23 protein-coding genes, 2 tRNA genes and 1 other RNA gene are annotated in these 25,142 nt (G+C 77.0%); 13 read left to right on the top strand and 13 right to left on the bottom strand.

Going from position 1 to position 25,142, the window contains the following annotated elements; all coding sequences use genetic code 11:
* Nucleotides 1-73: 73 nt before the first annotated feature.
* Nucleotides 74-2,140 (bottom strand): serine/threonine-protein kinase, encoded by a 2,067-nt coding sequence (locus FHN55_RS23190; RefSeq protein WP_218974326.1) that lies wholly within the window; start codon nt 2,138-2,140, stop codon nt 74-76.
* A 162-nt stretch (nt 2,141-2,302) separates the two neighbouring features.
* Between FHN55_RS23190 and otsA the strand changes: the two genes are divergently transcribed.
* From otsA to FHN55_RS03945, 3 genes are all read left to right on the top strand, one after another.
* The gene (otsA, locus tag FHN55_RS03955) at nt 2,303-3,769 is read left to right on the top strand and encodes an alpha,alpha-trehalose-phosphate synthase (UDP-forming) (protein ID WP_218974325.1); all 1,467 of its coding nucleotides are present in this window, start codon (nt 2,303-2,305) and stop codon (nt 3,767-3,769) included.
* A complete protein-coding gene (gene otsB, locus FHN55_RS03950; protein ID WP_139710933.1) occupies nt 3,766-4,551 on the top strand; it encodes a trehalose-phosphatase in 786 nt (261 codons plus the stop codon). Before otsA ends, otsB begins: the two co-directional genes overlap by 4 nt.
* Nucleotides 4,552-4,718: 167 nt before the next feature.
* Nucleotides 4,719-5,792: an ABC transporter ATP-binding protein gene (locus tag FHN55_RS03945; protein ID WP_139710932.1), complete on the top strand. Its 1,074-nt coding sequence runs from the start codon at nt 4,719-4,721 to the stop codon at nt 5,790-5,792.
* A gap of 75 nt (nt 5,793-5,867) precedes the next feature.
* On the opposite strand, the gene recR is transcribed toward FHN55_RS03945, so the two are convergent.
* The 3 genes from recR to ffs all read right to left on the bottom strand — a co-directional run bounded on the left by recR (nt 5,868) and on the right by ffs (nt 9,393).
* Complete coding sequence (gene recR, locus FHN55_RS03940) at nt 5,868-6,467, bottom strand: recombination mediator RecR (protein ID WP_139710931.1); 600 nt, start codon at nt 6,465-6,467, stop codon at nt 5,868-5,870.
* Nucleotides 6,468-6,526: 59 nt separating this feature from the next.
* Nucleotides 6,527-9,271, bottom strand: coding sequence for a DNA polymerase III subunit gamma and tau (locus FHN55_RS03935; RefSeq protein ID WP_373995695.1), 2,745 nt, complete (start codon nt 9,269-9,271; stop codon nt 6,527-6,529).
* Nucleotides 9,272-9,296: 25 nt separating this feature from the next.
* Nucleotides 9,297-9,393: signal recognition particle sRNA small type (gene ffs, locus FHN55_RS03930), an RNA gene on the bottom strand.
* Nucleotides 9,394-9,497: 104 nt separating this feature from the next.
* Between ffs and FHN55_RS03925 the strand changes: the two genes are divergently transcribed.
* The 4 genes from FHN55_RS03925 to FHN55_RS03910 all read left to right on the top strand — a co-directional run bounded on the left by FHN55_RS03925 (nt 9,498) and on the right by FHN55_RS03910 (nt 12,236).
* A tRNA-Ser gene (locus tag FHN55_RS03925) sits at nt 9,498-9,583 on the top strand.
* A gap of 132 nt (nt 9,584-9,715) precedes the next feature.
* Nucleotides 9,716-9,910: a hypothetical protein gene (locus FHN55_RS03920; RefSeq protein ID WP_139710929.1), complete on the top strand. Its 195-nt coding sequence runs from the start codon at nt 9,716-9,718 to the stop codon at nt 9,908-9,910.
* A 34-nt stretch (nt 9,911-9,944) separates the two neighbouring features.
* Complete coding sequence (locus FHN55_RS03915) at nt 9,945-10,244, top strand: type II toxin-antitoxin system VapB family antitoxin (RefSeq protein ID WP_139710928.1); 300 nt, start codon at nt 9,945-9,947, stop codon at nt 10,242-10,244.
* 153 nt (nt 10,245-10,397) lie between these two features.
* The gene (locus tag FHN55_RS03910) at nt 10,398-12,236 is read left to right on the top strand and encodes a bifunctional diguanylate cyclase/phosphodiesterase (protein ID WP_139710927.1); all 1,839 of its coding nucleotides are present in this window, start codon (nt 10,398-10,400) and stop codon (nt 12,234-12,236) included.
* Here the strand turns inward: FHN55_RS03910 and FHN55_RS03905 are convergent.
* Nucleotides 12,136-12,822, bottom strand: coding sequence for a response regulator transcription factor (locus FHN55_RS03905; protein WP_139710926.1), 687 nt, complete (start codon nt 12,820-12,822; stop codon nt 12,136-12,138). The two genes, FHN55_RS03910 and FHN55_RS03905, sit on opposite strands and share 101 nt — an antisense overlap.
* Nucleotides 12,819-14,120 carry an ATP-binding protein gene (locus FHN55_RS03900; RefSeq protein ID WP_218974324.1) on the bottom strand — a complete coding sequence of 434 codons (1,302 nt, stop codon included), beginning with the start codon at nt 14,118-14,120 and terminating at the stop codon, nt 12,819-12,821. The genes FHN55_RS03905 and FHN55_RS03900 overlap by 4 nt, the downstream gene beginning before the upstream one ends.
* A 152-nt stretch (nt 14,121-14,272) precedes the next feature.
* Here FHN55_RS03900 and FHN55_RS03895 point away from each other — a divergent pair, with 152 nt between their 5' ends.
* Entirely contained in the window at nt 14,273-15,568 is a 1,296-nt protein-coding gene (locus tag FHN55_RS03895) for a PspC domain-containing protein (RefSeq protein WP_139710925.1), read from the top strand.
* Entirely contained in the window at nt 15,565-15,828 is a 264-nt protein-coding gene (locus FHN55_RS03890) for a hypothetical protein (protein ID WP_139710924.1), read from the top strand. Before FHN55_RS03895 ends, FHN55_RS03890 begins: the two co-directional genes overlap by 4 nt.
* A gap of 58 nt (nt 15,829-15,886) precedes the next feature.
* On the opposite strand, the gene FHN55_RS03885 is transcribed toward FHN55_RS03890, so the two are convergent.
* The 3 genes from FHN55_RS03885 to FHN55_RS03875 all read right to left on the bottom strand — a co-directional run bounded on the left by FHN55_RS03885 (nt 15,887) and on the right by FHN55_RS03875 (nt 16,991).
* Nucleotides 15,887-15,974: transfer RNA gene (locus FHN55_RS03885), tRNA-Ser, on the bottom strand.
* A gap of 22 nt (nt 15,975-15,996) precedes the next feature.
* Nucleotides 15,997-16,494: a tRNA adenosine(34) deaminase TadA gene (gene tadA / locus FHN55_RS03880; RefSeq protein ID WP_180357630.1), complete on the bottom strand. Its 498-nt coding sequence runs from the start codon at nt 16,492-16,494 to the stop codon at nt 15,997-15,999.
* Complete coding sequence (locus FHN55_RS03875) at nt 16,491-16,991, bottom strand: hypothetical protein (RefSeq protein ID WP_180357623.1); 501 nt, start codon at nt 16,989-16,991, stop codon at nt 16,491-16,493. Before FHN55_RS03875 ends, tadA begins: the two co-directional genes overlap by 4 nt.
* Nucleotides 16,992-17,078: 87 nt before the next feature.
* Between FHN55_RS03875 and upp the strand changes: the two genes are divergently transcribed.
* On the top strand, nt 17,079-17,714 hold the full coding sequence (gene upp, locus FHN55_RS03870; RefSeq protein WP_139710921.1) for a uracil phosphoribosyltransferase: 636 nt from the start codon (nt 17,079-17,081) through the stop codon (nt 17,712-17,714).
* A gap of 3 nt (nt 17,715-17,717) precedes the next feature.
* Here the strand turns inward: upp and FHN55_RS03865 are convergent, their stop codons facing one another.
* A complete protein-coding gene (locus FHN55_RS03865; RefSeq protein WP_139710920.1) occupies nt 17,718-18,530 on the bottom strand; it encodes a SigB/SigF/SigG family RNA polymerase sigma factor in 813 nt (270 codons plus the stop codon).
* 213 nt (nt 18,531-18,743) lie between these two features.
* Between FHN55_RS03865 and FHN55_RS03860 the strand changes: the two genes are divergently transcribed.
* The 3 genes from FHN55_RS03860 to FHN55_RS24060 all read left to right on the top strand — a co-directional run bounded on the left by FHN55_RS03860 (nt 18,744) and on the right by FHN55_RS24060 (nt 20,296).
* Entirely contained in the window at nt 18,744-19,034 is a 291-nt protein-coding gene (locus FHN55_RS03860; RefSeq protein ID WP_139710919.1) for a hypothetical protein, read from the top strand.
* Nucleotides 19,034-19,282: a hypothetical protein gene (locus FHN55_RS03855; RefSeq protein WP_139710918.1), complete on the top strand. Its 249-nt coding sequence runs from the start codon at nt 19,034-19,036 to the stop codon at nt 19,280-19,282. The genes FHN55_RS03860 and FHN55_RS03855 overlap by 1 nt, the downstream gene beginning before the upstream one ends.
* An 81-nt stretch (nt 19,283-19,363) precedes the next feature.
* Nucleotides 19,364-20,296 carry an MSMEG_6728 family protein gene (locus FHN55_RS24060; protein ID WP_139710917.1) on the top strand — a complete coding sequence of 311 codons (933 nt, stop codon included), beginning with the start codon at nt 19,364-19,366 and terminating at the stop codon, nt 20,294-20,296.
* A 17-nt stretch (nt 20,297-20,313) separates the two neighbouring features.
* Here FHN55_RS24060 and FHN55_RS03845 read toward each other — a convergent pair whose 3' ends face one another.
* The 3 genes from FHN55_RS03845 to FHN55_RS03835 all read right to left on the bottom strand — a co-directional run bounded on the left by FHN55_RS03845 (nt 20,314) and on the right by FHN55_RS03835 (nt 25,028).
* Entirely contained in the window at nt 20,314-22,881 is a 2,568-nt protein-coding gene (locus tag FHN55_RS03845) for a SpoIIE family protein phosphatase (RefSeq protein ID WP_139710916.1), read from the bottom strand.
* 270 nt (nt 22,882-23,151) lie between these two features.
* Nucleotides 23,152-23,619, bottom strand: a complete 468-nt coding sequence (locus FHN55_RS03840) for a hypothetical protein (RefSeq protein WP_139710915.1) — start codon at nt 23,617-23,619, stop codon at nt 23,152-23,154.
* A 200-nt stretch (nt 23,620-23,819) separates the two neighbouring features.
* Nucleotides 23,820-25,028, bottom strand: a complete 1,209-nt coding sequence (locus FHN55_RS03835; RefSeq protein ID WP_218974323.1) for a YihY/virulence factor BrkB family protein — start codon at nt 25,026-25,028, stop codon at nt 23,820-23,822.
* Between the last annotated feature and the right edge of the window lie 114 nt (nt 25,029-25,142).

The following is a 25,142-nucleotide window of genomic DNA, read 5'->3' as shown; positions in this document are numbered from 1 at the left end:
TTTCCTCCAGGGGTGTCCGGTCGGCGCCCAGGGTAGGGGCGCAACCTGGGAGTCCCCTCGGTGCAGCGGGGGCTCAGCCCAGGCCGGGAGGCGGCGTGGTGAGCGGGGTCCAGTCGGGCGTCCCCCCGCTGTTCGCCACCACGATGGCGCAGGCGAGGAGCACCAGGGCCAGGACCGACACGGCCACCAGGCTGCTGGTGCGCCCGGGCAGCGCACCGCGCACCGCGGTCCGGGTGCCGCGGCGCACGGTGCGGCTCCCGGGTCCCCACCAGGCGGTGGCCGTGCCCACGAGCACCGCCGCCGCGAGGGGCAGGGCCTGGCCCGGCACGGGGGTGCTCTGCGGGGCGATGGCCCAGCCCACGAGGAAGGCCGTGCTCACCGCCATCGCGGCGGGCAGCAGGAGCGCCGGGAGCGATGCGAGGAGCGCCAGCAGCAGCTGGCCCGGCAGCGCCAGGGCCACCACGGCGCCGTCGGAGCGGCGCGGGCCCCGCTCGTAGCGGCGCCGGACCACCGCCGCCACGGAGCGGTCCACGGTGCGCGCCACGACGACGGCCCCGGCGACGGCGATGGCCGCCACCAGCGGCGCGACGGCGCCGAGCGCCACGGCGACCAGGAGCAGCAGGAGCAGCACCGCCCCCGTCACCGGTCGGCCCGGCTCGGCGGCGTCTCCGATCGGGGCGTACGGGGAGGACTGGCCGGCTGGCGGCTCCGGCCGCTCGTAGCCCCGCGGGGGGTCGTAGGGCGGGGGCGGACCGCGGTGCGCGCCGTCGTGCTGCTGGGGCTGGCCGGGGCGCTCGTCGCGATCGGGCTGCTCGGGCGCGGACCTGGCGGGGGCGGGCGGGAGGACCACCTGCGTGCGGTCCAGCGAGCCGGCCGGGAGCCGGGGGGGCGAGGGGTCCGAGGGCAGCACCCGGGTGGTCCCGGCCGCGGGGGGAGCCGGGTGCGAGCCCCGGGCGGAGGGCGCCGTGGAGGCGTCCACCACCTCGGTGGGCGTGTCGGCCCCGGGGCCGCGGACGGGCGGTTCGGGCCACGGGACCGGAGCCGCCTCGGGAGGCGCGCCCACCAGGGGAGGCGCCGCCTCCGGCATGACGCTGGTCTCCGGGAGCACGGCCGAGACCGGCGCGGCCGGCGCCGGCGCGGGGCGGTGCACCGGCACCGCGGCGGTGGGCGCGGCGCTGGAGCCGGTGCGGACGGGGGGCCACGTGCCGGCGTCCGGCTCCAGGAGGGCCTGCACGGCCTGCCGCAGCCGGCGCGGGGGCGGGCGCAGGGCGGGGTCGGGGGACAGCGCGGACCCCAGGAGCCCGAGCAGGGCACCGGGGACGCCGGTGAGGTCCGCGGCTCCCCGACGGACCCGCGAGAGCACCGCCTCGGAGGGACCGGTGCCGAAGGGCGGGCGACCCGTGGCGGCGAAGGCCAGGGTGGCCGCCCAGCCCCACCAGTCGCCGGACGACGTCGGCGACGCGCCGTCGAGCACCTCGGGGGCGAGGTACCCGGGGGTCCCCATGACGAGACCGGCGCTGGTCAGGCGCACGTCGTCAGCGACCTGCGCGATGCCGAAGTCGATGACCACCGGGTCGCCGTCGGCCACCAGCACGTTGCCGGGCTTGAGGTCCCGGTGGACCACGCCGGCGTGGTGGATGGCCGCCAGCGCGTCACCCAGGCCGAGCCCGAGGCGCCCGAGGGCGGCGCCTGCCAGCGGGCCCTCGCGCTCCACCAGCACGTCGAGCGGAGGGGCGGGGACGAACTCGGTCACCACGTAGGGCTGGTCGGCGTCGGGGTCGGCGTCGAGGACCTCGGCGACCCGGGGGGAGCGCACCCGCTGCAGCGCGTCGACCTCGCGGGCCAGCCGGCTGCGGGCCGAGGGGTCGGCGGCCACGTGGGGGCGCAGGACCTTGATGGCGACGGCCCGCCCGGCGGGGTCCAGCCCGAGGTGGACCACGCCCATCCCGCCGCCGCCGATCACCTGCAGGAGGCGGTAGGGCCCCAGCCGACCGATCACGGACGGTGTCGCCGGGGCCGCCGGCGCCGCGGCCGGGGCGCCCGCCGGTCGCGCGGCGCCCGCCGCCTGGACCGCGGGCCAGCCGGGCGCGCGGCTCCCGGCGCCGTCGCGCGCGACGGGCCCCGAGGTCCTGGCGTCCACCCCGCCACGGTACGCGGACGACGCCCCACTGCGCCCGTGGCGCGACGGGGCCGGCGTCGCGGGTCGGGCGGGGGTCGCGGGTCGGGCGACGCCCGCCTAGGGTCGGGGCCGAGCCGTCCCCTGGTCGGCGGAGCTGTCGGACGAGCTGGGAGTTGACGCCGGGTGCCGCAGGGCGTGGGCGAGTACGACTTCGTGGTGGTGGCCAACCGCCTTCCCGTCGACCGCGTGGTCTCCGACGACGGGAGCACCACCTGGCGCACCTCGCCGGGCGGCCTCGTGACGGCCCTGGAGCCGGTCATGCGCCGCGCCGAGGGCGCCTGGGTCGGGTGGAGCGGCGACGCGGGCGACGCCCCTGAGCCCTTCGACGGCGAGGACATGCACCTCGTGCCGGTGCCGCTGTCCGAGGACGAGGTGGCCACCTACTACGAGGGCTTCTCGAACGACACCCTCTGGCCGCTCTACCACGACGTCATCGCGGTCCCCACGTACCACCGCGCCTGGTGGGACGCCTACGTGCGGGTGAACCGCCGCTTCGCCGAGGCGGCCGCCGCCCAGGCGGCCCGCGGGGCCACCGTGTGGGTGCAGGACTACCAGCTGCAGCTCGTCCCGGCCGTGCTGCGCGAGCTGCGTCCCGACCTGCGGATCGGCTTCTTCAACCACATCCCCTTCCCGCCCTACGAGCTGTTCGCGCAGATGCCGTGGCGCCGCCAGGTGGTCGAGGGCCTGCTCGGCGCCGACCTGGTGGGCTTCCAGCGCCAGTCCGACGCCAACAACTTCCTGCGCGTGTGCCGGCGGCTGCTCGGGCTGGACAGCCGGCGCCACCGGATCAGCGTGCGCGACGAGCAGGGCGGCGAGCGGCAGGTGCACGCCGCGGCCTTCCCCATCTCCATCGACACCCCGGCGTTCGAGGAGCTCGCGGCCCGGCCCGCGGTGCAGTCGCGGGTGACCGAGGTGCGCTTCGAGCTGGGCGCGCCGCGCAAGCTGCTCCTCGGCGTGGACCGGCTCGACTACACCAAGGGGATCATGCACCGCCTCAAGGCGTACGGGGAGCTGCTCGACGACGGCGCCGTCGACCCCGAAGACACGGTGCTCGTGCAGGTGGCGACCCCCAGCCGGGAGCGGGTGGACAGCTACCGCCAGCTGCGCGACGAGATCGAGCTGGCGGTGGGGCGCATCAACGGCGAGCACGGCTCCATCGGGCGGGCCGCGGTGCACTACCTCCACCACAACCAGCCGCGGGAGGAGATGTCGGCGCTCTACCAGGCCGCTGACGTCATGCTCGTGACGGCGCTGCGCGACGGCATGAACCTCGTGGCCAAGGAGTACGCGGCGTCCCGGCTGGACGAGCGCGGGGTGCTGGTGCTCAGTGAGTTCACCGGGGCCGCGGACGAGCTGGGCGGCGCGCTGCTGGTCAACCCCCACGACATCTCGGGCCTGAAGCGCTCGATCGCTCAGGCGCTGGCGATGCCGGAGAAGGAGCAGTCCCGGCGCATGAGGCAGCTGCGCCGCCGGGTGCGCACGCACGACGTCACGCGCTGGGCCGAGGCGTTCCTGGCGGCGCTTGAGACCGGCCGCGGCTCCGGGGCGGCCACCCCCGAGGCGGAGCAGGCCGCGGCGGGTGAGCGGTGAGCGCCGGGGCCCTGCCCGCCCCCCTGCTGGAGGCGCTCGGCTCCGTGGCCACGGCCCGGTCGGTGCTGCTGGCCTTCGACTTCGACGGGGTGCTGGCGCCCATCGTCGAGCAGCCGGGCGGGGCGCGGGCGCTGCCTGCCAGCGCCTCCGCGATCGACGAGCTGGTCCGCACCGACCGCGTCGCGGTGGCCCTGGTCAGCGGGCGCGCGATGGACTCCCTGCGCGAGGTCAGCGGCCCGCCCGAGGGCGCGCTGCTGGTGGCGAGCCACGGCGCCGAGGGCGACGGCGTGCCCAGCGAGCTCGACGACGGGCAGCGAGCCCTGCTGGCGCGGGTGGTCGAGGCGGTGCGCGCCGTGGTGGACGCCCACGCCGGGACGCACCTGGAGCTCAAACCGGCCGGGGCAGTGATCCACACCCGGTCCGCCGCGCGCGACGTGGCCGCGCAGGCCTCCCGTCTCGTCGAGGACGGACCGGGTGCGTGGGACGGCGTGCGCGCCCTGCGCGGCAAGGAGGTCGTCGAGCTGAGCGTGGTCGAGGCCGACAAGGGCAGCGCGCTCCTGGCCCTGCGTGACCGGCTGGCCGAGCGGAGCGGCACGCGGCCCGTGGTCGTGTACGCCGGCGACGACGTCACCGACGAGGACGCGTTCCGCGCGCTGGAGCCGGGCGCCGGTGACGTGGGCGTGAAGGTGGGCGAGGGCGAGACCGCGGCGGAGTTCCGCGTGGGCACTCCCGAGGACGTCTCAGCGCTGCTCCAGCACCTTGTGAGCGTTCTCAGGGCGTGATGGCGGACCTCGGGGCTTCCACGCAGGACCGGTCTAGGGCAGTATGTGGCTCGGACACCGGCGTCCACCTCGGCCGCCGGTAGCCCTTCGCACGGCCACCGCCGGCCGCGCGGAGTCCCTCACTCGGATCGTCCGGCACGTTCCTGCCGGTGGGAGGACGCTTTCTCATGGCTTCTGTGGTCTACGACAACGCGACGCGCCTGTACCCGGGCGGCGAGCGCCCCGCGGTCGACAAGCTCAACCTCGAGGTCGCCGACGGCGAGTTCCTCGTGCTGGTCGGCCCGTCGGGCTGCGGCAAGTCGACGTCCCTGCGCATGCTGGCCGGCCTGGAGGACGTCAACTCCGGGCGCATCCTCATCGGCGACCGCGACGTCACCGACGTGCAGCCCAAGGACCGGGACATCGCGATGGTGTTCCAGAACTACGCGCTCTACCCGCACATGACCGTCGCCGACAACATGGGCTTCGCCCTGAAGATCGCCGGCGTCAAGAAGGACGAGATCAAGACCCGCGTCGCCGAGGCCGCGAAGATCCTCGACCTCACCCAGTACCTCGAGCGCAAGCCGAAGGCCCTCTCGGGTGGTCAGCGCCAGCGCGTCGCCATGGGGCGCGCCATCGTGCGCCAGCCGCAGGTCTTCCTCATGGACGAGCCGCTGTCCAACCTGGACGCCAAGCTGCGCGTCCAGACCCGCACCCAGATCGCCCAGCTGCAGCGCCGCCTCGGCGTCACCACCGTCTACGTGACCCACGACCAGGTCGAGGCCATGACGATGGGCGACCGCGTGGCGGTCCTCAAGGACGGCCTGCTCATGCAGGTCGACAGCCCGCGCCGCATGTACGACCACCCGAACAACGTCTTCGTGGCCGGCTTCATCGGCTCCCCCGCCATGAACCTGCTCAACCTCGACGTCGTCGACGGCGGCGTGAAGTTCGGCTCCACCACCGTGCCGGTGCCCCGCGACACCCTCCAGGAGACCGGCTCGACCGTGACCCTGGGTGTTCGTCCCGAGGACCTCGACCTCGCTGACGACGGCCTGCCCGTCGAGGTCGACGTCGTCGAGGAGCTCGGCGCCGACGCCTACCTGTACGGCCGCGCGAAGCTGGGCTCCACCGAGCAGCAGATCATCGCCCGCGTCGACGGCCGCCGTCCTCCCCAGGCCGGCTCCACGGTGCGCGTGGTCCCCAAGTCGAACCACATCCACCTGTTCTCGTCCAAGGACGGTCAGCGCATCGGCGACTGAGCTCCGCTCCGGCGGCTCAGCACCACCAGCTCCACCCGAGGGGCGTCCCGCTGCGGCGGGGCGCCCCTCGGCGCGTCAGACGTCGAGCAGGCGGCGACCCTCGAAGGCGCGGCCGAGGGTGACCTCGTCGGCGTACTCCAGGTCACCGCCGACGGGCAGCCCGGAGGCCAGGCGCGTGGTGCGCAGCCCCATGGGCTTGAGCATCCGCGCCAGGTAGGTGGCGGTCGCCTCACCCTCGAGGTTGGGATCGGTCGCCAGGATGACCTCGGTGACCTCGCCCGACGCGAGCCGCGACAGCAGCTCCCGCACGCGCAGGTCGTCGGGTCCGACGCCCTCGATGGGGCTGATGGCGCCGCCGAGCACGTGGTAGCGGCCGCGGAACTCCCGCGTGCGCTCGATGGCCACGACGTCCTTCGGCTCCTCCACCACGCACAGCACGGTGGTGTCGCGCCGCGGGTCGAGGCAGATGCGGCACTGCTCCTCCTGCGCGACGTTGCCGCACACCGAGCAGAACCGCACCCGGCGCTTCACCTCGGTCAGGGCCGACACCAGGCGCGCCACTTCGTCCTCGTCGGCGGCGAGCAGGTGGAAGGCCAGGCGCTGGGCGCTCTTGGGCCCCACACCGGGGAGCCGCCCGAGCTCGTCGATGAGGTCCTGGACCGCGCCCTCGTACACACGTCGAGCCTACGTGCCGGCGCCGACCGCCCGGGCCCGGACGCCGACCGGCGCCGGGCTCAGCGGCGCTCGTCGACGGACAGCACCCTGCCGCCCAGGAGCCGCTGCACCACGGGCAGACCGACCTGCCCGGACCCCTCGGCGTCGGGGTCGTCGCGGCTGGGCTCGTCCTCGGGAGCGGCCTGCGCCCCCGAGGCAGGGCCACCGGGGGCCACGTCGCCGCCGGCAGCTGCCCCTGCCGCCGACCGCATCGCCGAGCGGGCGAGGTCGGCTCCGCTCAGGGGCCGGCCGGGCGCGGCCGCGCGCTGCACCGGCTGAGGAGCGGGCTGCTGCCCGGACCGCGCGGCGGGAGCGGGGCTGCTCGCGGGGGCGTCCGCTGACCGCGGCGCTCCGCGGACCTCCGGTGACGACGACGGAGCTGCCGGCGCAGCGGGGCGCTGGCGCGAGAGCTGGCCGGGGTCCGCCCAGGGGTCGTCGTGCTCCGGCGGGGGCGGCTCCCCGTCGTCGGGCGGCTCCGGCGGCGGGACGTCCTCCCAGGGGGGCGGCGCCGCGCTGCGCTGGCGCGCCCGCTGCGCCGGGGGCGGCGCCTGCGCCGGCCGTGCCTGCTGGGCCGGCCGCTGGGGAGCGGCGGCGGACGCGTCGGGCCGGGTGACGCCCTCGCGCTGCGGCGCGGGCTGCTCCTGCTCCTCGCCGGCGGCGAGGCGCTGCGGAGCGGGAGCAGGCGCAGGTGCAGCTGCAGGCGCAGGCGCGACTGCCGCGGGAGCCGGCGCGGACGCCCCGGGCACGGGTGCGCCCGCGTTGACGGCGACCACCTGGCGGTCGAGGCCGATGACGGCGATCAGCGCCTCCCGCACGAAGTCGGCGTGGGGGCCGATGCTGAACGCCTGGAGGGTGTTGGGACGGGCGAACTGCAGGACGACGCGCTGGTCGTCCACGTGGGCGACCTGCGCGTCCTGGCTGACGCGCGTCCAGGTGCGGCGCTTGACGCTGGCGAGGTGGTCGAGCACCTCGGGCCACATCCGGCGCACGGCCTCGGTGGAGTGGGGCCCGGCGGGTCCGCCGGTCGGCACGCCGCCGACGGGGTCCGGCGACACGGCCACGGGCGTGGCCGCGCTCGCCCGGTCGTCCCGGTCGTCCCGGTCGGCGGGTCCCCGGTCGACGGGCTCCTCGACGGGCCCGCCGTCCGGCACGGCGCGCGCCTCCCGGGGTCCCTGGGAGGACGCACCGGCGGTCTCTTCGGGCCACTCCCGCTGCCGCCCCTGCGGGGGCGCAGCAGCAGGCGCCGGCACCTGGGCGACCGGGTCGACCGCCGTGGCCCCGGCCGGTGCTGCCGGCTCTTCGGCGGGAACCGTCTGCGCAGCCCCGGCGGCGCGCTGGTCCCGGGCGGGCTCGGTCGGCTGACCGGGGGCGGGCGCGGGCGCGCCGCCGTCACGACGGCGCGCGATCAGGTCGCGGACGTGCTGGGCGCCGCGGGGCTCGCCGTCGTCTGGGGCGGGGCCCGCGGGGAGGGCGGCGGCGCCGGGGTGCAGCTCACGGGCCGCTCCCTCGTGCTCGGCCGCCGGAGCACCTCCCCCGGCAGCGGGCACCCCACCGGGGACGGCCAGGCGCCGCTCGACGCGGTCGAGACGAGCCGCCAGGCCGCGCTCGCCGTCGTCAGCGGCGGGCAGCAGCATCCGCGCGCACAGCAGCTCCAGGTGCAGGCGCGGCGACGTCGCGCCGGTCATCTCGGTGGAGGCGGTGTTGGCGAGGTCCGCCGCCCGGGAGAGCTGGGCCGCGCCGAAGCCCGCCGCCTGCAGGGCCATCCGCTCCAGCTGGTCGGCCGGGACGCCGGGGAAGACCTGGGCGGCGCGCTCTCCGACCGCCTGGACCACGACCAGGTCGCGCAGGCGCTGGAGGAGGTCGTCGACGAAGCGGCGCGGGTCCTGGCCGGAGGAGATGACCCGGTCGACCACCTGGAAGACCGTGGCACCGTCGCCGGCGGCGAAGGCAGCGGTGACGTCGTCCAGGAGGGTCGCGTGCGTGTAGCCGAGCAGGCCCACCGCGTGCTCGTAGTCGATCCCGCCGGTGCCGGCGCCGGCGGCGAGCTGGTCGAGCACGGACAGCGAGTCGCGCACGGAGCCCGCTCCCGCGCGGACCACCAGAGGCAGCACACCGGGACCCACCTGCACGCCCTCGGCGTCGCAGACCTGCTGCAGGTGCGCCTGCAGCACCTGCGGCGGGACCAGGCGGAAGGGGTAGTGGTGGGTCCGCGAGCGGATGGTGCCGAGCACCTTGTCCGGCTCGGTGGTGGCGAAGATGAAGGCGATGTGCGGCGGGGGCTCCTCGACGATCTTCAGCAGGGCGTTGAAGCCCTGGGGCGTCACCATGTGCGCCTCGTCGATGATGAAGACCTTCTGGCGGTCGCGCGCAGGCGCGAACGTGGCGCGCTCGCGCAGCTCTCGGGCGTCGTCGACGCCGCCGTGGCTGGCGGCGTCGATCTCCACCACGTCGAGGCTGCCCGAGCCGCCGCGGGCGAGCTCGACGCAGCTGTCGCAGGTGCCGCAGGGCGTGTCGGTGGGGCCCTGGGCGCAGTTGAGGCAGCGGGCCAGGATGCGGGCCGAGGTGGTCTTGCCGCAGCCGCGCGGCCCGGAGAACAAGTACGCCTGGCCGACCCGGCCCGACCGCAGGGCGGCGCGCAGCGGGTCGGTGACGTGCTCCTGCCCGATCACCTCGGCGAAGGAGTCGGGCCGGTAGCGGCGGTACAGGGCGGTGGCCACGTCAGCATCCTCCCGCCGGGTTCCGACAGCTCGGGGCCGCCGCTGCAGCGCCTGTGGACAGCGGGGCCGGACAGGGAAGGACCCCTCGCGCACCCGCCAGAGCCCACCTGCCCTTGCTGCCTTCCGGCCCTGGGGGGGTTCAGCAGGATGGCGCCGCACGAGGGGCCGCGACCACTGTAGCGCCCCCCCGGCCGCCGGACCGAGCGGCCCGCCGCGCGTCGCGGGGACGGGGGACCGCTGACGGACGCAGCGGCCGTCCGGTAAGGTCGCCCACGGAGGATTCGCCTAGTGGCCTATGGCGCTCGCCTGGAACGCGGGTTGGGTTAACAGCCCTCGCGGGTTCAAATCCCGCATCCTCCGCCCCCGGGGCCCGGACGCGACGAGCGTCCGGGCCCTGCTGCGTCCCGGCGTCGGACGGGCTGTCAGACCCCTCTGGGACGGTCCACGGGTCGTCGAGGGGGCGCCCGCCGGGCGCTGAGCGAGGAGGTCAGCGTGCTGGAGGACGTGCTGGAGGAGCTGGACTGCCCCTGGTGCTCGGGGCCGCGGCCGTTCGAGGTCCCCCCGTGCGCCGACGGTCACGGCGAGGCGTGCCCCGAGCGGGTCTGCACCGCCTGCTCGGGGGCGCTGCTGCTCGGCGCGGACCCGGCGCCCTCCGCCCGCCGGCAGCACCTGGCCGTCGTCGCCTGAGGGCCCGCGGCCTGCGCGGCGTAGGCTCGACCGGGTGATCTTCGCCCGCGTCGGAGACTCCCGGCCCTACCCCGAGCACGGCTGCGACACCCCCCGCCAGTGGGCCGCCGTGCCGCCGCGGCAGGTGCGCCTCGACGAGCTCGTCACCACCAAGCGCACGCTCGACCTGGGCAGCCTGCTCTCGGAGGACTCGACGTTCTACGGCGACCTGTTCGCCCACGTCGTGCAGTGGCGCGGCGCGCTCTACCTGGAGGACGGGCTCCACCGCGCCCTGCGGGCGGCGCTGCAGCAGCGCAGCGTGCTGCACGCGCGGGTGCTGGTGATCCCGGACTGACGCGCAGAGGACCGGGGCAGCGGGTCAGGCGCGCCGGCGCCGCACGAGCAGCGCCGCGAGGACCGCCCTCCCTCGGGGCCGACAGCGCAGCGGGGGTCCGGGAGGGGGCGGAACCCTGACACACTCCACCCTCGTGTCCCCGGCGAGCTCCGCATGAGCCAGGTGCCCCGGGCCCTCCTGGACGCCGATCCGGTGGTCTGCGTCGACGACCTGGGCGAGCCGCTGCGCTCCGTGCCGGCGAGCACCCCGTGCTGGCGGGTGGACGAGGCCTTCCGCGCCGACCCCGACCTGCTGTGCCTGGCCGTCACGGACGACGACCGCGCGCGGCCGGCACCCGGGCTCCTCTCCAGGACCGCCTTCCTCAGCGCGATGAGCGGGCGCCTCGGCCACGGGCGCTCCCTGCACGCGCGGCGTCCGGTGGGGCACCTCGCAGACCGCGACGTGCTCGTCATCGACGCCTCCACCGGCGTGCCCCGGGCCGCTGAGATGCTCCTGGCCCGCGAGCGGTCGCGGCGCTTCTCCGAGGTGCTGGTGCGCCGCCCCGACGGGGAGCTGCGCCTGCTCGAGGCCGAGCGGGTGTTCCGCGCCCTCTCGGCGCAGCTCGCGCGGGAGGCGCTCACCGACCCGCTGACGGGCCTGTCCAACCGCGCGGACTTCCTGCGCCGCCTCGACGAGGTGTGCGCCGGCACCGGCGGGGCGGTCGTCGCGTGCGTCGACCTCGACGGCTTCAAGGCCGTCAACGACTCCTCCGGCCACGCCGCCGGTGACCAGCTGCTGCGCCGCACGGCCGAGCGGCTCCGCGGCTGCGCCGGACCCGGCGCCGTCGTGGCGCGCCTGGGCGGGGACGAGTTCGCGGTGCTGCTGGCCGGCGCCTCGGCCGCCGACGCCCAGCACCTGGCGGCGCGGCTCCAGGAGGCGCTGGGGCGCCCCCACGACCTCGGCGGCCGGGTCCTCCCCGGCCGGGCGAGCGCCGGGGTGGCGGTCTGCTCGGCGCTGCCGGCCGAGCCCAGCGCCCTGCTCCACGAGGCCGACCTCGCGGCCTACCGGGCCAAGCAGGCGGGAGGGCGGCGCTGCGAGGTGGTGGACGCCTCCTGGTGCAGCGACGCCGCGCCGCTGGCGCCGGACCACCGCGCCTTCGAGGCCGCCGCGGCCGCAGGCCAGCTGGAGGTGCACTACCAGCCGATCGTCGCCGTCGCCGACGGCTCGCTGCGCAGCCTCGAGGCGCTCGTGCGGTGGCGGCACCCCCAGCGGGGGCTGCTGGCCCCCGCCGACTTCCTCGACGACGTCGCCGCGGCCGGCTACTCCGCGGAGCTCGACGCGCACGTGCTGCGCACGGCGCTCACCCAGAGGGCGCGGTGGGCGGCCGAGCACGGCGACGCCGTGCCGGCCCACCTCAACGTCAACCTCTCGGTGGCGGGCCTGCTCGCACCCGACCTCCCCGCCGTGGTGGCCCGGGAGCTGGCGCGCGCGGGCGTCCCGTCCAGGGTCCTGCGGCTGGAGCTGCCGGAGGTGGCCACCGCCGCCCACGTCCGGGCCGCCGAGCCCTCGCTGCGGGCGCTGCGGGCGCTCGGGGTGGCCCTCACCCTCGACGACGTCGGCAGCGGCGCCGCGGGGCTGAGCCACCTGTCCGAGCTGCACGTGGACGGCCTGAAGATCGACCGGCGCTACGTGGAGCGGGCCCCCGAGGACGCGCGGTCGGCCGTGGTCCTGCGCACCCTGGTGGATCTGGGCCACGGCCTCGGCGTCCCCGTCACGGCCGAGGGCGCGCAGGGGCCTGAGCACCTGGCCCTGCTGCGGCGGATGGCCGGCGGGCGCTGCCTGCTCGCCCAGGGCAGCGCGGTGGCCGAGCCGCTGCACCCCGACGACGTGCCGGCCCTGTGGGGGGCGGCCGTCACAGCAGGCGCCGGTCGCTGGCCCAGCGCGTCAGCTCGTGGCGGTTCGACAGCTGCAGCTTGCGCAGCACCGCCGAGACGTGGGTCTCCACGGTCTTGACCGAGATGAACAGCTGCCGGGCCACGTCCTTGTACGCGTAGCCCCGGGCGATGAGCCGCATCACCTCGCGCTCGCGGGCGGAGAGCCGGTCGAGCTCGGCGTCGGTGGTGGCGACCTCGGCGCCGCCGCCGGCCGCGCCGAAGGCGTCCAGCACGAAGCCGGCCAGGCGCGGGGAGAAGACCGAGTCGCCCTCGGCGACGCGGCGGACGGCGTCCGCGAGCGCCGCGGCGTCGACCGACTTGGTGACGTAGCCCCGGGCACCGGCGCGCACCACCGCGATGACGTCCTCGGCGGCGTCGGAGACGCTCAGCGCCAGGAACCGCACCGGCTGCCCGTCGGCCCGCAGCGCGCCCGAGCAGCGGCGCAGCACCTCCGCACCCCCGCTGCCCGCCCCGCCGGGGGCGTCGCCCCCCGGCAGGTGCACGTCGAGGAGGACGACGTCGGGCGCGAGGCGCTGGACGGCCTCGACCGCGGAGCCGACGTCCTCGGCCTCCCCGACCACCACCAGGTCCGGCGGGAGCACGGCCCGCACCCCCGAGCGCACCAGCGCGTGGTCGTCGACGAGGAGGACCCTCAGCCCGCTCACGCCCCACCCCCTCCCTGGTCTGCGGCCGCGCCCGCTCGGAGCACCACCTCGGTGCCCCCGCCGGGAGCCGGACCGACCTGCGCCGACCCACCGGCCCTGGACATCCTGGCGATGACCGACTCCCGCACGCCGCGGCGGTCCGCAGGCACCGCGTCCGGGTCGAAGCCGTCGCCGTGGTCGCGCACGAACGCCTCGGCGCCCCCTGGGCCCGCCTCCAGGTAGACCTGCACCGGGGGACGGCCGTGGCGCACGGCGTTGAGCACCGCCTCGCGCAGGGCCGCGACGAGCGCCTCCTCGACGCGACCCACCTCCCGGTCGCCCACCACGACGACCTCCACCGGGACGCCGACCGCGTCCTCGACGTCCGCGGCCTCGGCGCGCACCCGCTCCGCCAGGCTCCTCCCCCTCCCCTGCTCCCCCGGCTGCACCCGCCCCCCGTAGAGCCAGTCGCGCAGCTCGCGCTCCTGGCGGCGGGCCAGGCGGGTGACGGTGGCCGGGTCGTCGCTGTGGCGCTGCAGCAGGGCGAGGGTCTGGAGCACGGAGTCGTGCAGGTGGGCCGCCACCTCGGCCCGCTCGGCCTCGCGCAGCCGGGCAGTGCGCTCCTCGCCGAGGTCGCGCAGGAGCCGCACCACCCACGGCGCAACCACCAGCGCCGCGCCGCCGAGCACGGCGAGCGCCGCCACCGCGGCGGGTCCCAGCGCCTGCGCCTGCGCGCCGCCCAGGGCCAGCACCACGAGCCCGGCGGCCGCCAGGCCCGTCCCGAGGACCACGCGGCGCGTGCCGTCGGGCGTCCCGCCACCGACCTGCGCGAGCAGCGCCGTGCGCCGGGCGGTGGAGAGGGAGCCCCACGCGACCGCGGCCCCGGCCAGCCCGGCGGCCACCGGCACGAGGAGGCCGCCGGGCAGGTCGACGCTGCTGCGCTGGAGGAGCAGCTGGAGCCCCGCGCCCGTGAGCACGGCCCCCACCACCAGCTGGGCGCCGGCACCGCCGGCGGGGCTCCACCGGGAGAGCCGGTCGGCGGCGCCGCGCGCCCCGGCGCCCGTCGGCGCGTCCTCGCCCCGGAGCGGCACCAGCACCCACAGCAGGGCGTAGCCCACCAGGCCCGCACCGCCCGCGGCGACCAGGCCCAGCCACAGCACCCGGGCGACGGCCACGGGCAGGCACAGGTGGTCCGCGGTGCCGGCGGCCACGCCGCCCACCCAGCGGCCCCGCAGCGGGCGGCGCAGCGGCGGCCGTGCTCGCCGCCCGGCTCCCGCTGCGCCGCCGGGCCGCACCGCGCCGGGGGTCGTGCTGCTCACCGGTCCATCGTCGTGGCTGCTGCGCCGCCGGTCACCCCTGCGCCACCCTGGGAGCCCCCCGGTCCGACCCCGAGCCGGGACCGTCACGACCAGGGTCGTCCCAGGGTCCTCCCCGGATCCGGCGGACCCGGCTGCGGAGCAGTCTCGACGCCATGACCTCCACACCCAGCTCCGCAGCCGGCGGGGACCAGGGCCCCGGCCCCTCCGCGTCGGCTCCCCGCACCGCCCCGCGCACCGCCTTCTGGGACTGGCTGGGCCGCCTGGACTTGCGCCGCTCCGACGAGCGCTGGCTCGGCGGCGTCGCCGCCGGCACGGCAGAGCGCCTCGGCGTCGACCCCGTGCTGCTGCGCGTCGTCGTGGTGGTCGTCGCCCTCCTGGGCGGCGCGGGCCTGGTGCTCTACGCCGCCGCGTGGCTGCTGCTGCCGGACCGCGCGGGCCGGATCGAGGCGCGGGCGCTGGTGGGCGGTGAGGTCTCGGCGTCGGCGGTCCTGGCGCTGGGGCTGGTGGCGGTCGCCTCCGCGGTCCCCGCCCCCTGGTCGTGGGTGGCGGACGGCCGGGTGGTCAGCGGCGGTGACGTCGCCTCGCTCGTCGTCGTCGGCGTCGTCCTGGCGGTGGCGGTGGCCCTGCTGCCGCGCCTGGTGCCCGCCTCGGCGGGCGGGGCGCGCCCCGACGGGCAGCCCGTGGCCGAGGCGGTCCGCAGCGCCCGCGGCGGTCAGCGGCGCGCTCAGCGCCCCCCGGTGTCCGCGTGGGCGACCGCCACCGCGCTCGGCCTGGCCCTGCTGCTGGGCGCCGCGGCGTGGCTGGCGAGCCGGCCGGAGGCGCTGGCCCCGCTGGGCCTCGGCGGGTGGTCTGTCGCGGGCTGGCCCGCGGACCTCACCGGGCCGCAGGTGGTGGCCGTGGCCGCGGCGGCGGGGACCGCCGCGCTGGCCCTGGCGCTGGTGCTGGCGGGGCTGTCCGGGCGGCGCGGGGACGGCCTCGGGTTCTGGGCGTTCGCCGGCGCCACCACGGCCCTCGTGGCGCTGGCCGTGCCGCCCGGCGCTGACGTCCGCGGCGTCGGCGACGTCGACTGGCGACCGCTGACGGCGGCGCAGGCGGAGCGCGGCTTCGCCTCCTGGGCGGGTGAGACCACCCTCGACCTGCGCTCCGTGGCCGACGACCCGTCCGCCGCCGGCGCCACGGTCGACGTGGTGCTGCGCCACGGCTTCGGCGACGCGCGCGTCCTGGTGCCGGCCGACGCCGACGTGGAGGTCCGCACGAGCGGCGTCATCGGTGAGGTGGTCACCCGCGGGGGCGGCTGGACCACCCGCGGGCGCGGCGACGGCTTCTTCACCAGCACCTCCTCGACGGCGACCGCGACGACGGCGGCGGGTGCGCCCGAGCCCGTCCGCCTGGTCGTGGACGCCCGCACCGCCGTCGGCCAGCTCGAGATCGTCAGGAGCGCAGCATGAGCACCGAGCAGACCCTCCCCCAGCCGGCCGAGCAGCCGGTCGAGCAGCCGGTCGAGCAGCCGGTCGAGCCGGCGCCCGGCGGCCCTCACGTCCCGAGCCTCGTGACGGGCCTGGCGGCCCTCCTCGTGGCGGTGCTCGTGGGGCTCGGCGTGCTGGCCGGTGTGCGCGTGGACGCCACCGCCGTCGCCGCCGTCGCCCTGGTGGCGCTGGGAGCCCTGCTCGTGGCGGGTGGCCTGGCCGCGGGCCTGCGCGGGCGCTGAGACGAGAGGGCGCTGAGACGACGAGACGGCGGCGCCCCTGCGGGCGCCGCCGTCCTCGTGGCGGTGGCGGTGGGATTTGAACCCACGGAGAGTTTCCCCTCACGCGCTTTCGAGGCGCGCTCCTTCGGCCGCTCGGTCACGCCACCGCCGAGGAGCCTACCCGCCCGGTCAGGGCGGCGTGCGCCGCTCCCCGAAGAAGGCGCGCAGCAGGCCGCCGCACTCCCCCTCGAGCACCCCGGCGACCACCTCGGGGCGGTGGTTGAGGCGAGGGTCGCGGACGACGTCCCACAGGGACCCCACGGCCCCCGCCTTGGGGTCCCAGGCGCCGAAGACCACACGCGCCACCCGGGCCTGGACGAGGGCGCCCGCGCACATCGTGCACGGCTCCAGCGTCACGGCCAGGGTCGCGCCCTCCAGCCGCCAGGACCCATTCGCGGCCGCTGCCCGGCGCAGGGCCACCACCTCGGCGTGCGCCGTCGGGTCGCCGGTGGCCTCGCGCTCGTTGGCGCCGGCTCCGAGCACCCGCCCGCGGCCGTCGACGACCACGGCGCCGATCGGCACGTCACCTGCTGCCCCGCCGGCCAGGAGCGCCGAGCGCGCCTGCGCCAGCGCCAGCCGGACCAGCCGCTCGTCGTCGCGGCGGCCGCTCCTGGCGGGCCGCGTCAGCGCAGCGCCTCGAGGAGGTCGACGAACCCGACCTTCTCGCCCACCGCCACCAGCGCGCTGGCGGGGTCGCGGGACTCGGCGGTGTCGGCCAGCTCGCTGCCCGGCAGGTCGAGGTCGGCGAGGAGGTCGGCGTCGCCGGCCCAGGTGGGCGCCGCCACGCGGGCGGCGCTGTCCTCCTCCTCGTCCTCCTGGGGGGCGGGCTGCGGCGCCGGGGAGTCGGCCGTGACGCTGAGCAGCTCGCCGAAGTGGCTCGTCGTGGCGGCGGCCAGGTCGGAGACGAAGGCGCGGGGCTCCTCGCCGTCCACCCTGACCAGGGCGAACCAGTCGTCCTCGCGCTCGAGGACCACCAGGAGCGGGCCGGGGGCGTCGCCGGTGCCGTCGACGGCGGCGCGCACCTCGTCGGCGAGCTCGTCGACGTCCACGGCGTCCTCGACGTCCAGGTCGACGGAGCGCCAGCCGTCCCCGTCGGAGGCCAGGACCGCGGTGAAGTAGGACATGGAGGTCATCGTGGCGCAGACGGGCGCGCCAGGCGAGAGGCGCGCGGACAGCCCCTGACCGAGCGTGACTGGGTAGGGTCGGCGTCCGTGCGCGTCCAGGTCGTCGACCACCCCCTCGTGGCCCACAAGCTCACGGCCCTGCGCGACGAGAGGACCGAGTCGCCGACGTTCCGGCGCCTCGCGGACGAGCTCGTCACGCTGCTGGCCTACGAGGCGACGCGCGGCGCGCGGGTGGAGCCCCTCGACATCACCACCCCCGTCGGTCCCACCACGGGGGTGAAGCTGGCCAGCCCCAAGCCCCTCGTGGTCCCGATCCTGCGCGCGGGACTGGGCATGCTCGACGGGATGACCCGCCTGCTGCCCACCGCCGAGGTCGGCTTCCTCGGCATGGTCCGCGACGAGGAGACCCTGCAGGCCAGCACCTACGCCCACCGCCTCCCGGACGACCTGTCCGGCCGCCAGTGCTACGTGCTCGACCCGATGCTCGCCACCGGCGGCACGCTGGTCGCGGCGATCCGCTACCTCTTCGAGCTGGGAGCCACCGACGTCACGGCGGTGTGCCTGCTGGCGGCGCCCGAGGGCGTCGAGGTGGTGACCTCGTCCTTCGGCGCGGACGCCCCCATCACCGTGGTGACCGCCGCCGTCGACGAGCGGCTCGACGAGAACGGCTACATCGTGCCCGGCCTGGGCGACGCGGGAGACCGCCTGTACGGGGTGGTCTGACCCTCAGGCGGCCTCGGCCTCGGGGTCCTCCAGCTGGCTGCGCAGCCGCTCCAGCGTGCGCGCGAGCAGCCGCGACACCTGCATCTGGGTGACGCCGATGTCGGCGGCGATCTGGCTCTGCGTCCACCCGCGGAAGAAGCGCAGGGACAGGATCCGGCGGTCCCGCTCCGGCAGCGACGCCAGCAGAGGCGCCACGCTGACGTGGTCGACCACCCTGTCGATGGCGCCGTCGTCCCCGCCGAGGGTGGCCCCCAGCGGCGTGCCGTCGGCCTCGCCGTCCATGGGCGCGTCGAGGGAGGCCAGGTGGTAGTCCTGCGCCGCGGCCAGCGCCTCGATGACCTCCTCCTGGTCGACCCCGAGGTGCTCGGCCAGCTGGGGCACCGTCGGCGCGCGTCCGATCTTCTGCGTGAGCTCGGCGGCCGCGGCGCCCAGCGACAGGCGCAGCTCCTGGAGCCGGCGCGGCGGTCGAACGCCCCACTGGCGGTCGCGGAAGTGGCGGCGCAGCTCCCCGGTGATGGTGGGCACGGCGTAGGGCAGGAAGCCGCGGCCCTTCCCCGGCTGGTAGCCCTGGGCGGCCTTGACCAGCGCGAGGGACGCGACCTGCACGAGGTCGTCCTGCTGCTCTCCGCGGTCGCGGAAGCGCGCCGCGAGGGCGCGCGCCACGGGGAGGTTGAGGACGACGACCTCGTCGAGCAGGCGGGCGCGCTCCTGCGGCGCAGCGGTGGAGGCGCGCAGCAGGAGGTCCTCGGTGGCCTGCTCGCGCGCGCTGCCCACCCCCTCGGTGCGGGCCGCGGGGGCGTCGACGGACGCGGTCATCGAAGGCTCCTGTGCTCTCGCGTCGTTCGCCGCACGGGCGCGGTCGTCCCGAGGCCGGGCGGGCGGCCGCCCGAGGGCACCACCGGGCTCGAGCCTCCGGGACGCGGACCAGCACAACACCGCCCCGCACCCCCGGCAAGCCGAGCCAGGAGTGGTTCAACGACCGGTCCAGCAGGAGTGGTCCGGCCGTCTCCCCGGTGGTAGGCAGGGCGCATGCCGGAACCCGCTCCCGAGGCGCAGCACGACCGCCAGGTCCTGCTGCAGCAGATCGTCTCCGAGGTCCACGCCGACCACGGCGGTGACGACGTCGACGTCGTGCGCGAGGCGCTCGCGCGCCGGATCGCGGAGCGCGGCTTCCCCGAGCAGCCGCAGAAGTGGGTGGACGACACCGCCGCTGAGGTGAGCCAGGGCCGGCACGTGGTGGTCGACCGGGAGCTGGGCGTGGACGCGCCGCTCGAGGAGACCGCCGGCAACGCGCACGAGAAGACCCGCGAGGAGAGCTGATGAGCCAGCAGGACCGCACGAGCAGCGACGCCGCCACCCCCCTGGGCACCGGCACCGACGAGGACCCCACCGCGGGCCTGCCCGAGGTCAGCGAGGCCGACATCGCCGCGGCGATGGGCGTGAACTCCGTGCCCGACGAGGTCCGCGTGGTCTCCGACGACCAGGACGAGACGGGCCAGGTGATGGACGCGACCGGCCGGCTGTCCGAGCCCGCCGAGGAGGAGCCGGAGGGGCACCGGGCGCAGTAGCGCCACCCGCGCCGCAGCCGCTCCCCGAGGGGCTGCGGCGCCCGCACCACCCGCACCACCACCAGCGAGGACCGATCCGGCGTGCAGACCTTCCTGCCCTTCCCGGGCTTCGCCGAGAGCGCCGCCGTCCTCGACGCGCCGCGCCTGGGCAAGCAGAGGGTGGAGGTGCTGCAGGTGCTGCGGGCCCTCGAGCTGCCGGAGTACGGCTGGAGCAGCCACCCGGTGGTGGCCATGTGGCGGGGCCGCACCCCCGCCCTCGTCTGCTACGGACTGGCCTGCGTGCGGGAGTGGACCTCCCGGGGGCACGCCGACTCCACGGCGGCGCAGATCGCCGAGTTCGCCCCCGACGCCGCCGGTTCCTCCCAGGAGGAGCTCGCCGCCTCCGCGCAGCTGCCCTCGTGGCTCGGCCTGGAGCCGCTGCACCGCTCGCACCGGTCCAACCTGCTGCGCAAGGACCCGGGCTTCTACGGCGGGCGCTTCGAGGCCGGCCTGCAGGACGACCTGGAGTACGTCTGGCCCGGCGCCGACGACGTGCCGGAGCGGCCCGCGGTGCCGGGGCGGGCCCTGTGGGTGGTGCGCGCCGCCGACCCGACGACCCTGGGCCTGCTGGTCGACCGGGGGGTGGTCGGGCTCGACACGAGCAGCGGCATCGACGTCCCGGCCGACCTGGGGCCCGCGGACGGCGGCCTGCGCGCGCTGCTCGCCGAGCGCGCCGAGGCCACCGGCGTCAAGCGCCGGCCCGGCAAGGCCCTGCGCCAGCTGGAGGCGCTGGTCTCCGAGGTGGCCGTGGGCGACGAGGTGGCCGTGCCGGTCCAGGAGGGCAGGTCGCTCCTGCTCGGGGAGGTCACCGGCGAGTACGCCTTCGCGGGCAGCGGCGCGCTGGTCCCCCACCGCCGCGCCGTCCGCTGGGTGGACGTGGTCCCGCGGGCGGCCCTCGCCAGGCCGGCGCAGCTGCAGGACCCCCGCTCGCTGTTCCGGGTGGTCTTGGCGCTCGGGGCGACCCCCGCGGCCTGATGCCGGCCGGGCCCGCCTCAGGCCAGGGCGGGCGGCACGCGCTGGGGCCCTGCCTCCGCGGGGCGCGGGCGGTCCTCCGGGTGGAGGCGGACCGCGACCACGGCCACGTCGTCCTCCGGCTGATCGCACACCAGCACGCGGAGCAGCTGGTCGCACAGCTCCTGGAGGGGCAGGTGCCCCAGCTCGGCGAGCAGCCGGCCGAGGCGGTCCAGCCCGTCGTCGAGCGACTGCCCGCGACGCTCCACGAGCCCGTCGGTGTACAGGAGCACGGTGCAGCCGCGCTCCACCTGCTCGACGCGCTCCTGGCGGACCACCCCCGGGTCGATGCCCAGCAGCAGGTCGGCCTCTTCGGCTTCGAGCGCGGTCACCGAGCCGTCGGGGTGCAGGACGAGCGGCGGGGGGTGGCCGGCGCTGGACCACCGGAGCGCGGTCGTGGCCGCAGCGCCCTCCCGCTCGCCCTGCTCGAGCCGCAGCACCGCCGCCGTCGCCGTGGTGGACACCATCAGGCCCGGGATGGCGGCGTCGAGGCGCTCGAGCACCTCCGCGGGCCCCGCCCCGGTGGTGTAGGCGATGCCGCGCAGCAGCCCGCGCAGCTGCCCCATGGCGGCTGCCGCCGCGGTGTCGTGCCCGATGACGTCCCCGATGACGACGACGGTGGCGCCGTCCGGCTGCAGGAACGAGTCGTACCAGTCGCCTCCCACCTGCGCGGCCACACCGGCCGGCAGGTAGCGCACCACGACCTCGAGGTGGTCGGGCTCCGGCGGTGCGGTGAGCAGGCTGCGCTGGAGCTCTTCGGCCAGCTCGCGCTGGCGCTCGTAGAGGCGTGCGTTCTCCAGGGCGGAGCCGGCGCGCGAGGCGACCTCCCGGGCGGTGGCGAGGTCGTCCGCGCCCGGCGCCCCCCGCTGCGGGTCCCAGAACAGCGAGAGCGCGCCGAGCGTGCGGCCGTGGGCCGTCAGGGGCAGGACGCACAGCGCCCCGGGCGCCAGCTCGAGCACCAGGCGCCGCGCCTGCTCGTCGCCCAGCGCCTCACGGACCGCGGCGGCGGCGTCGCGCTCGACGAGCTGGGGCTCCCCGCTCGCCAGCGCCCGCAGGAGCGGGGAGGTGTCCCTGAGGCCGCGGGACCGGCAGGCGGCGTAGCGCTCGACCAGCGGCACGAGGTCCGGGTCGCGGTGCGCCCAGCCCACGTCGCGCAGGGCGCCGCCGTCCTCCACCAGCGAGACCACCGACCAGTCGGCGAGCGCCGGGACCACGAGCGCGGCGAGCCGGGCGACCGCCGTGCGGCCGTCCAGCACCTCGGTCAGCTGCTCGGTGGTGCGGGCGAGCAGCGCGAGCTGGGCTGCGGCCGCGTCGGCGCGCTCCTGCGCGCGGCGCCGCTCGGTGATCTCGAGGAAGTACACGGACAGCCCGTCCGGAGCGGGCCAGACCCGCACCTCGTACCAGCCGTCCAGCGGCGGCGGGTAGTGGGCCTCGAAGGTGCGGGGCTGCCCGCTGCTGACCGCCGCCCGGTAGTGGTGCTCGAAGTCGCCGCCGACCGCGGCGGGGAACAGCTCCCACAGGGACCCGCCGAGCAGCTCGCCGCGCGGCCGGCCCAGCAGGCGCTCGGCCTCGGCGTTGACGTAGGTGAAGCGGAACGCGGCGTCGAGGCTGTAGAAGGCGGCCGACATGCTCTCGAGCACGCGGCCCACGCGCGCCTCGCCCTCGTGGACGTCGGTGGTGTCGAAGGCGGCTCCCACCACGCGCGCTGCCCGCCCCTCCTGGTCGCGCAGAGTGCGGCCGCGGGCCTGCACCCAGCGCACCTCGCCGCCCGGCCGGACCACCCGGTACTCCGCCTCGTACTCCCCGCAGGTGTCGATCGAGTGACGCAGCGCGGCCGAGACGCGGTCGAGGTCGTCGGGGTGCAGGCAGGAGTTGAAGGCCTCGATGGTGCCTCCGAAGGAGTCGCGGTCCAGGCCGAACACCTCCAGGAGGCGGTCGTCCCACTCGAGGTCGCCGGTGAGGAGGTCCCAGTCGAAGCTGCCCACGCCGGCGGCGTCGACGGCCAGCTGGACGCGCAGCCGGCTGCGCTCCATCTCCGCGGCGATGCGATCCAGCTCGAGCTCCGCCGCGGCGCTGGCGGCGAGGTGGACGAGGGCCTCGACCTCGTGCTCCTCCCAGCGCCGGGGCTCGGGGCCGTAGGCGCACAGCACGCCCGCGGTGCGTCCGCCGTGGACCAGGGGCACGCCCAGGTAGGAGCCGACCAGCCCGGCCGCCACCCCCGGCCGGTCGGCGGTGCGGGCGTCGGCGGCGGCGTCCTCCACCGCGACCACCCGTCCGTCCACGACGACCAGCTCGCACAGGGTGTCCTCGGCGCGGTCCGCGCGGCGCGCCGCGAGCCCGGCCGGCCGGCCCGCGGAGCCCACCACCTCGTGCACGTCGTCGTGCACGAGGGACACCTGGGCCCACGGCGCACCGACCAGCCGTGCGGCGAGGTCGGCCAGGCGGTCCAGCCCGGTCGGCTCCTGCGCGGACGGCTCCTGCGCGGACGCACCACCGGGCCCGGGTCCACCGGCGGGCGCACCACCACCGCGTTCGAGCCAGGCAGCCACTCGACCAGCCTCCACCGGACCCCCCGCTCGTCGGCTCGCGCTGACCGCGGGGCCCTGTGCCGCCCCGTCCTGGACCGGCGGGTCGCGCCTGCCAGGCCCGGACCTGTGAGCAGTCTGGGGCACGGCGGGTGTCCCGCGCAGGCACGGGGCCCACTCGCCGGGCGGTGGGGCCGCGCGGGCCGTCCCCTCTGCGGGATCCACCGGTGCCCTCAGGTCCAGCAGGGGGTCACCGGTGGGACACCGCGAGGTCACCGGTGGGTCGGCGGTGCGTCAGCGGCGGGGCCCCCGGGTGGTCCCTCGGCTGTCGAGCACGGCGCGCAGCCGCGGCATGGGCGCCGACGTCACGCCCTGCTCGCTGGACAGGGCGGGCAGGACGCGCAGCGCGGGCGGCCCGGCCGGGGCCGGCTGTCTTGCGGCGTCGGGGCCACCGTCACCGCTGGCCTCGGCGGCGCGGGCCGCCTCGAGCTGCGGGGCGTGCACCGCGCGCGGGCGGGTGGGCAGCTCACCGGCGGCCGGGCGTCGCACGAGCCCGAAGGCCATCACGGGGCCGAAGACGCTGAGAGGGCCCGGGCCGGCGGGCGACGGCATCCGGAGGACCGACCCGGCACCACCGCTGGCGGCCGCCGGTCCCGCCTGGTCGGCGGCGGCGCCGGCGGAGACCTCAGCACCGCGCACGACCCGTGCGCGCTGGCGCCACGCGTCGAGGTCGACCACCGGTGACGCAGGGGCAGCAGACATTCCTGGCTCCGATCTGGCTGGCTGGCCGGCCCCGGTGGACCCCGGGGCTGCGCGGTGCTGGTGTATCAGGCGGTGCTCGCGTTGCTCTTGCTACGTGTGTGACTCGTGTGACTTGAGAGAAGTTAGAGGAACCTGAGACACACAGCCAGCACCGCCCCGGCGTGTCGCGGAGCCGTCGCGACCGCCCTCGCGCCGCCCGCTCAGGTCGGCGTGCCGCCCGCCCTGCGCACGGCCGCGTCGCGCTCGGCCTGGCGGTCCGGAGCGGCCACCTCGGGGCGCCGCTCGCCTCCCGCCGCGTGGGACCCGCCACCGGAGGCCTGCCCGGGACGGGCGCCCCCGCCCTCGTCGTCGTCCGCGCCGTGGGCGAGGCGCAGCTGCCGACCCAGGGCGACGTCCTCCTCGTGCTTGGCGGCCGCCTTGTCGCTCTTGCGGGTGTCGCGCGGCGGCAGCTGGAGGTCCTCCTCGGCCTCGATGCCGGCCTGCAGCTCGCGGCCGCGCTCGAGCTCGGCGTCGAGCTCGGCGCCGAACAGCAGCGCGAGGTTGGTGATCCACAGCCAGAGCAGGAAGATGATCACCGCGGCGAAGCTGCCGTACGTCTTGTTGTAGTTGCTGAAGTTCGCCACGTAGAGCCCGAAGAGCAGCGAGGCGACGGCCCACACGAGGATCGCCGTGACGGCGCCCACGCTGGTCCAGGTCCACTTGGGCCGCCTGATGTTGGGCGTCATCTGGTAGAGCACCGCGACCACGACGACGACGATGAGCGCCAGCACCGGCCACTTGGCGATGCCCCACGCCGTCACCGCCGCGGAGCCCAGTCCGGCGACGTCGCCGATCGACTCGGCCACCGGGCCGGAGACCACGAGGATGATCAGGGCCGCCACCACCAGCACCACCGCCACGACCGTGACGAAGAGCTGCATCGGGCGCATCTTCCAGAACGGGCGCCCCTCGGTGATGCCGTAGATGCGGTTCATGGCGCGGGAGAAGGCGCCCACGTACCCCGAGGCAGACCACAGCGCGCCCAGGAGGCCCACGACGAGGCCGAGGCCAGCGGCCTGGTTCTCCTGGAGGCCGTTGATGACGCCCCCGAGCTGGTCGGTCACGGTCTCCGGCGCGAAGCCCCCGATGACCTCCAGCAGCGTCTGCGTGGTCTGCGGCCCCTGCCCCAGCACACCGACCAGCGAGATGATCGCCACCAGCCCCGGGAAGAGCGCCAGCACCGCGTAGTAGACGAGCGCGGCGGCCAGGTCCAGGCAGCCGTCACCGGTGAACTCGCGCGCCGTCTTGCGCAGCACGTACGTCCACGACCGCTTGGTGAGGTCGGTGGGGTCGTCGGGCTTGCGGGGGTCGTCGGGTGCGGGCGCGGTGCGCGCCTTCTGCGCGGTGCGCGCGTGGTCGTCGACGCTCATCTCGGCTCGGCGGGCCCTTCAGGCGGTGGGGCGCCGTGGGCTCGACGTCGCGGCCAGTCTGCTGCGAGGGGGACGCAGCGGCGACCGGAGCGCCTGGCGGTGCTGCCGTCGGTG

Source organism: Streptomyces sp. NP160, from assembly GCF_006335115.1.
Classification (GTDB): Bacteria; Actinomycetota; Actinomycetes; order Actinomycetales; family Quadrisphaeraceae; genus Quadrisphaera.
The sequence above is the reverse complement of the archived record's forward strand: the minus strand, read 5'-3'. Positions and strand labels throughout refer to the sequence as shown.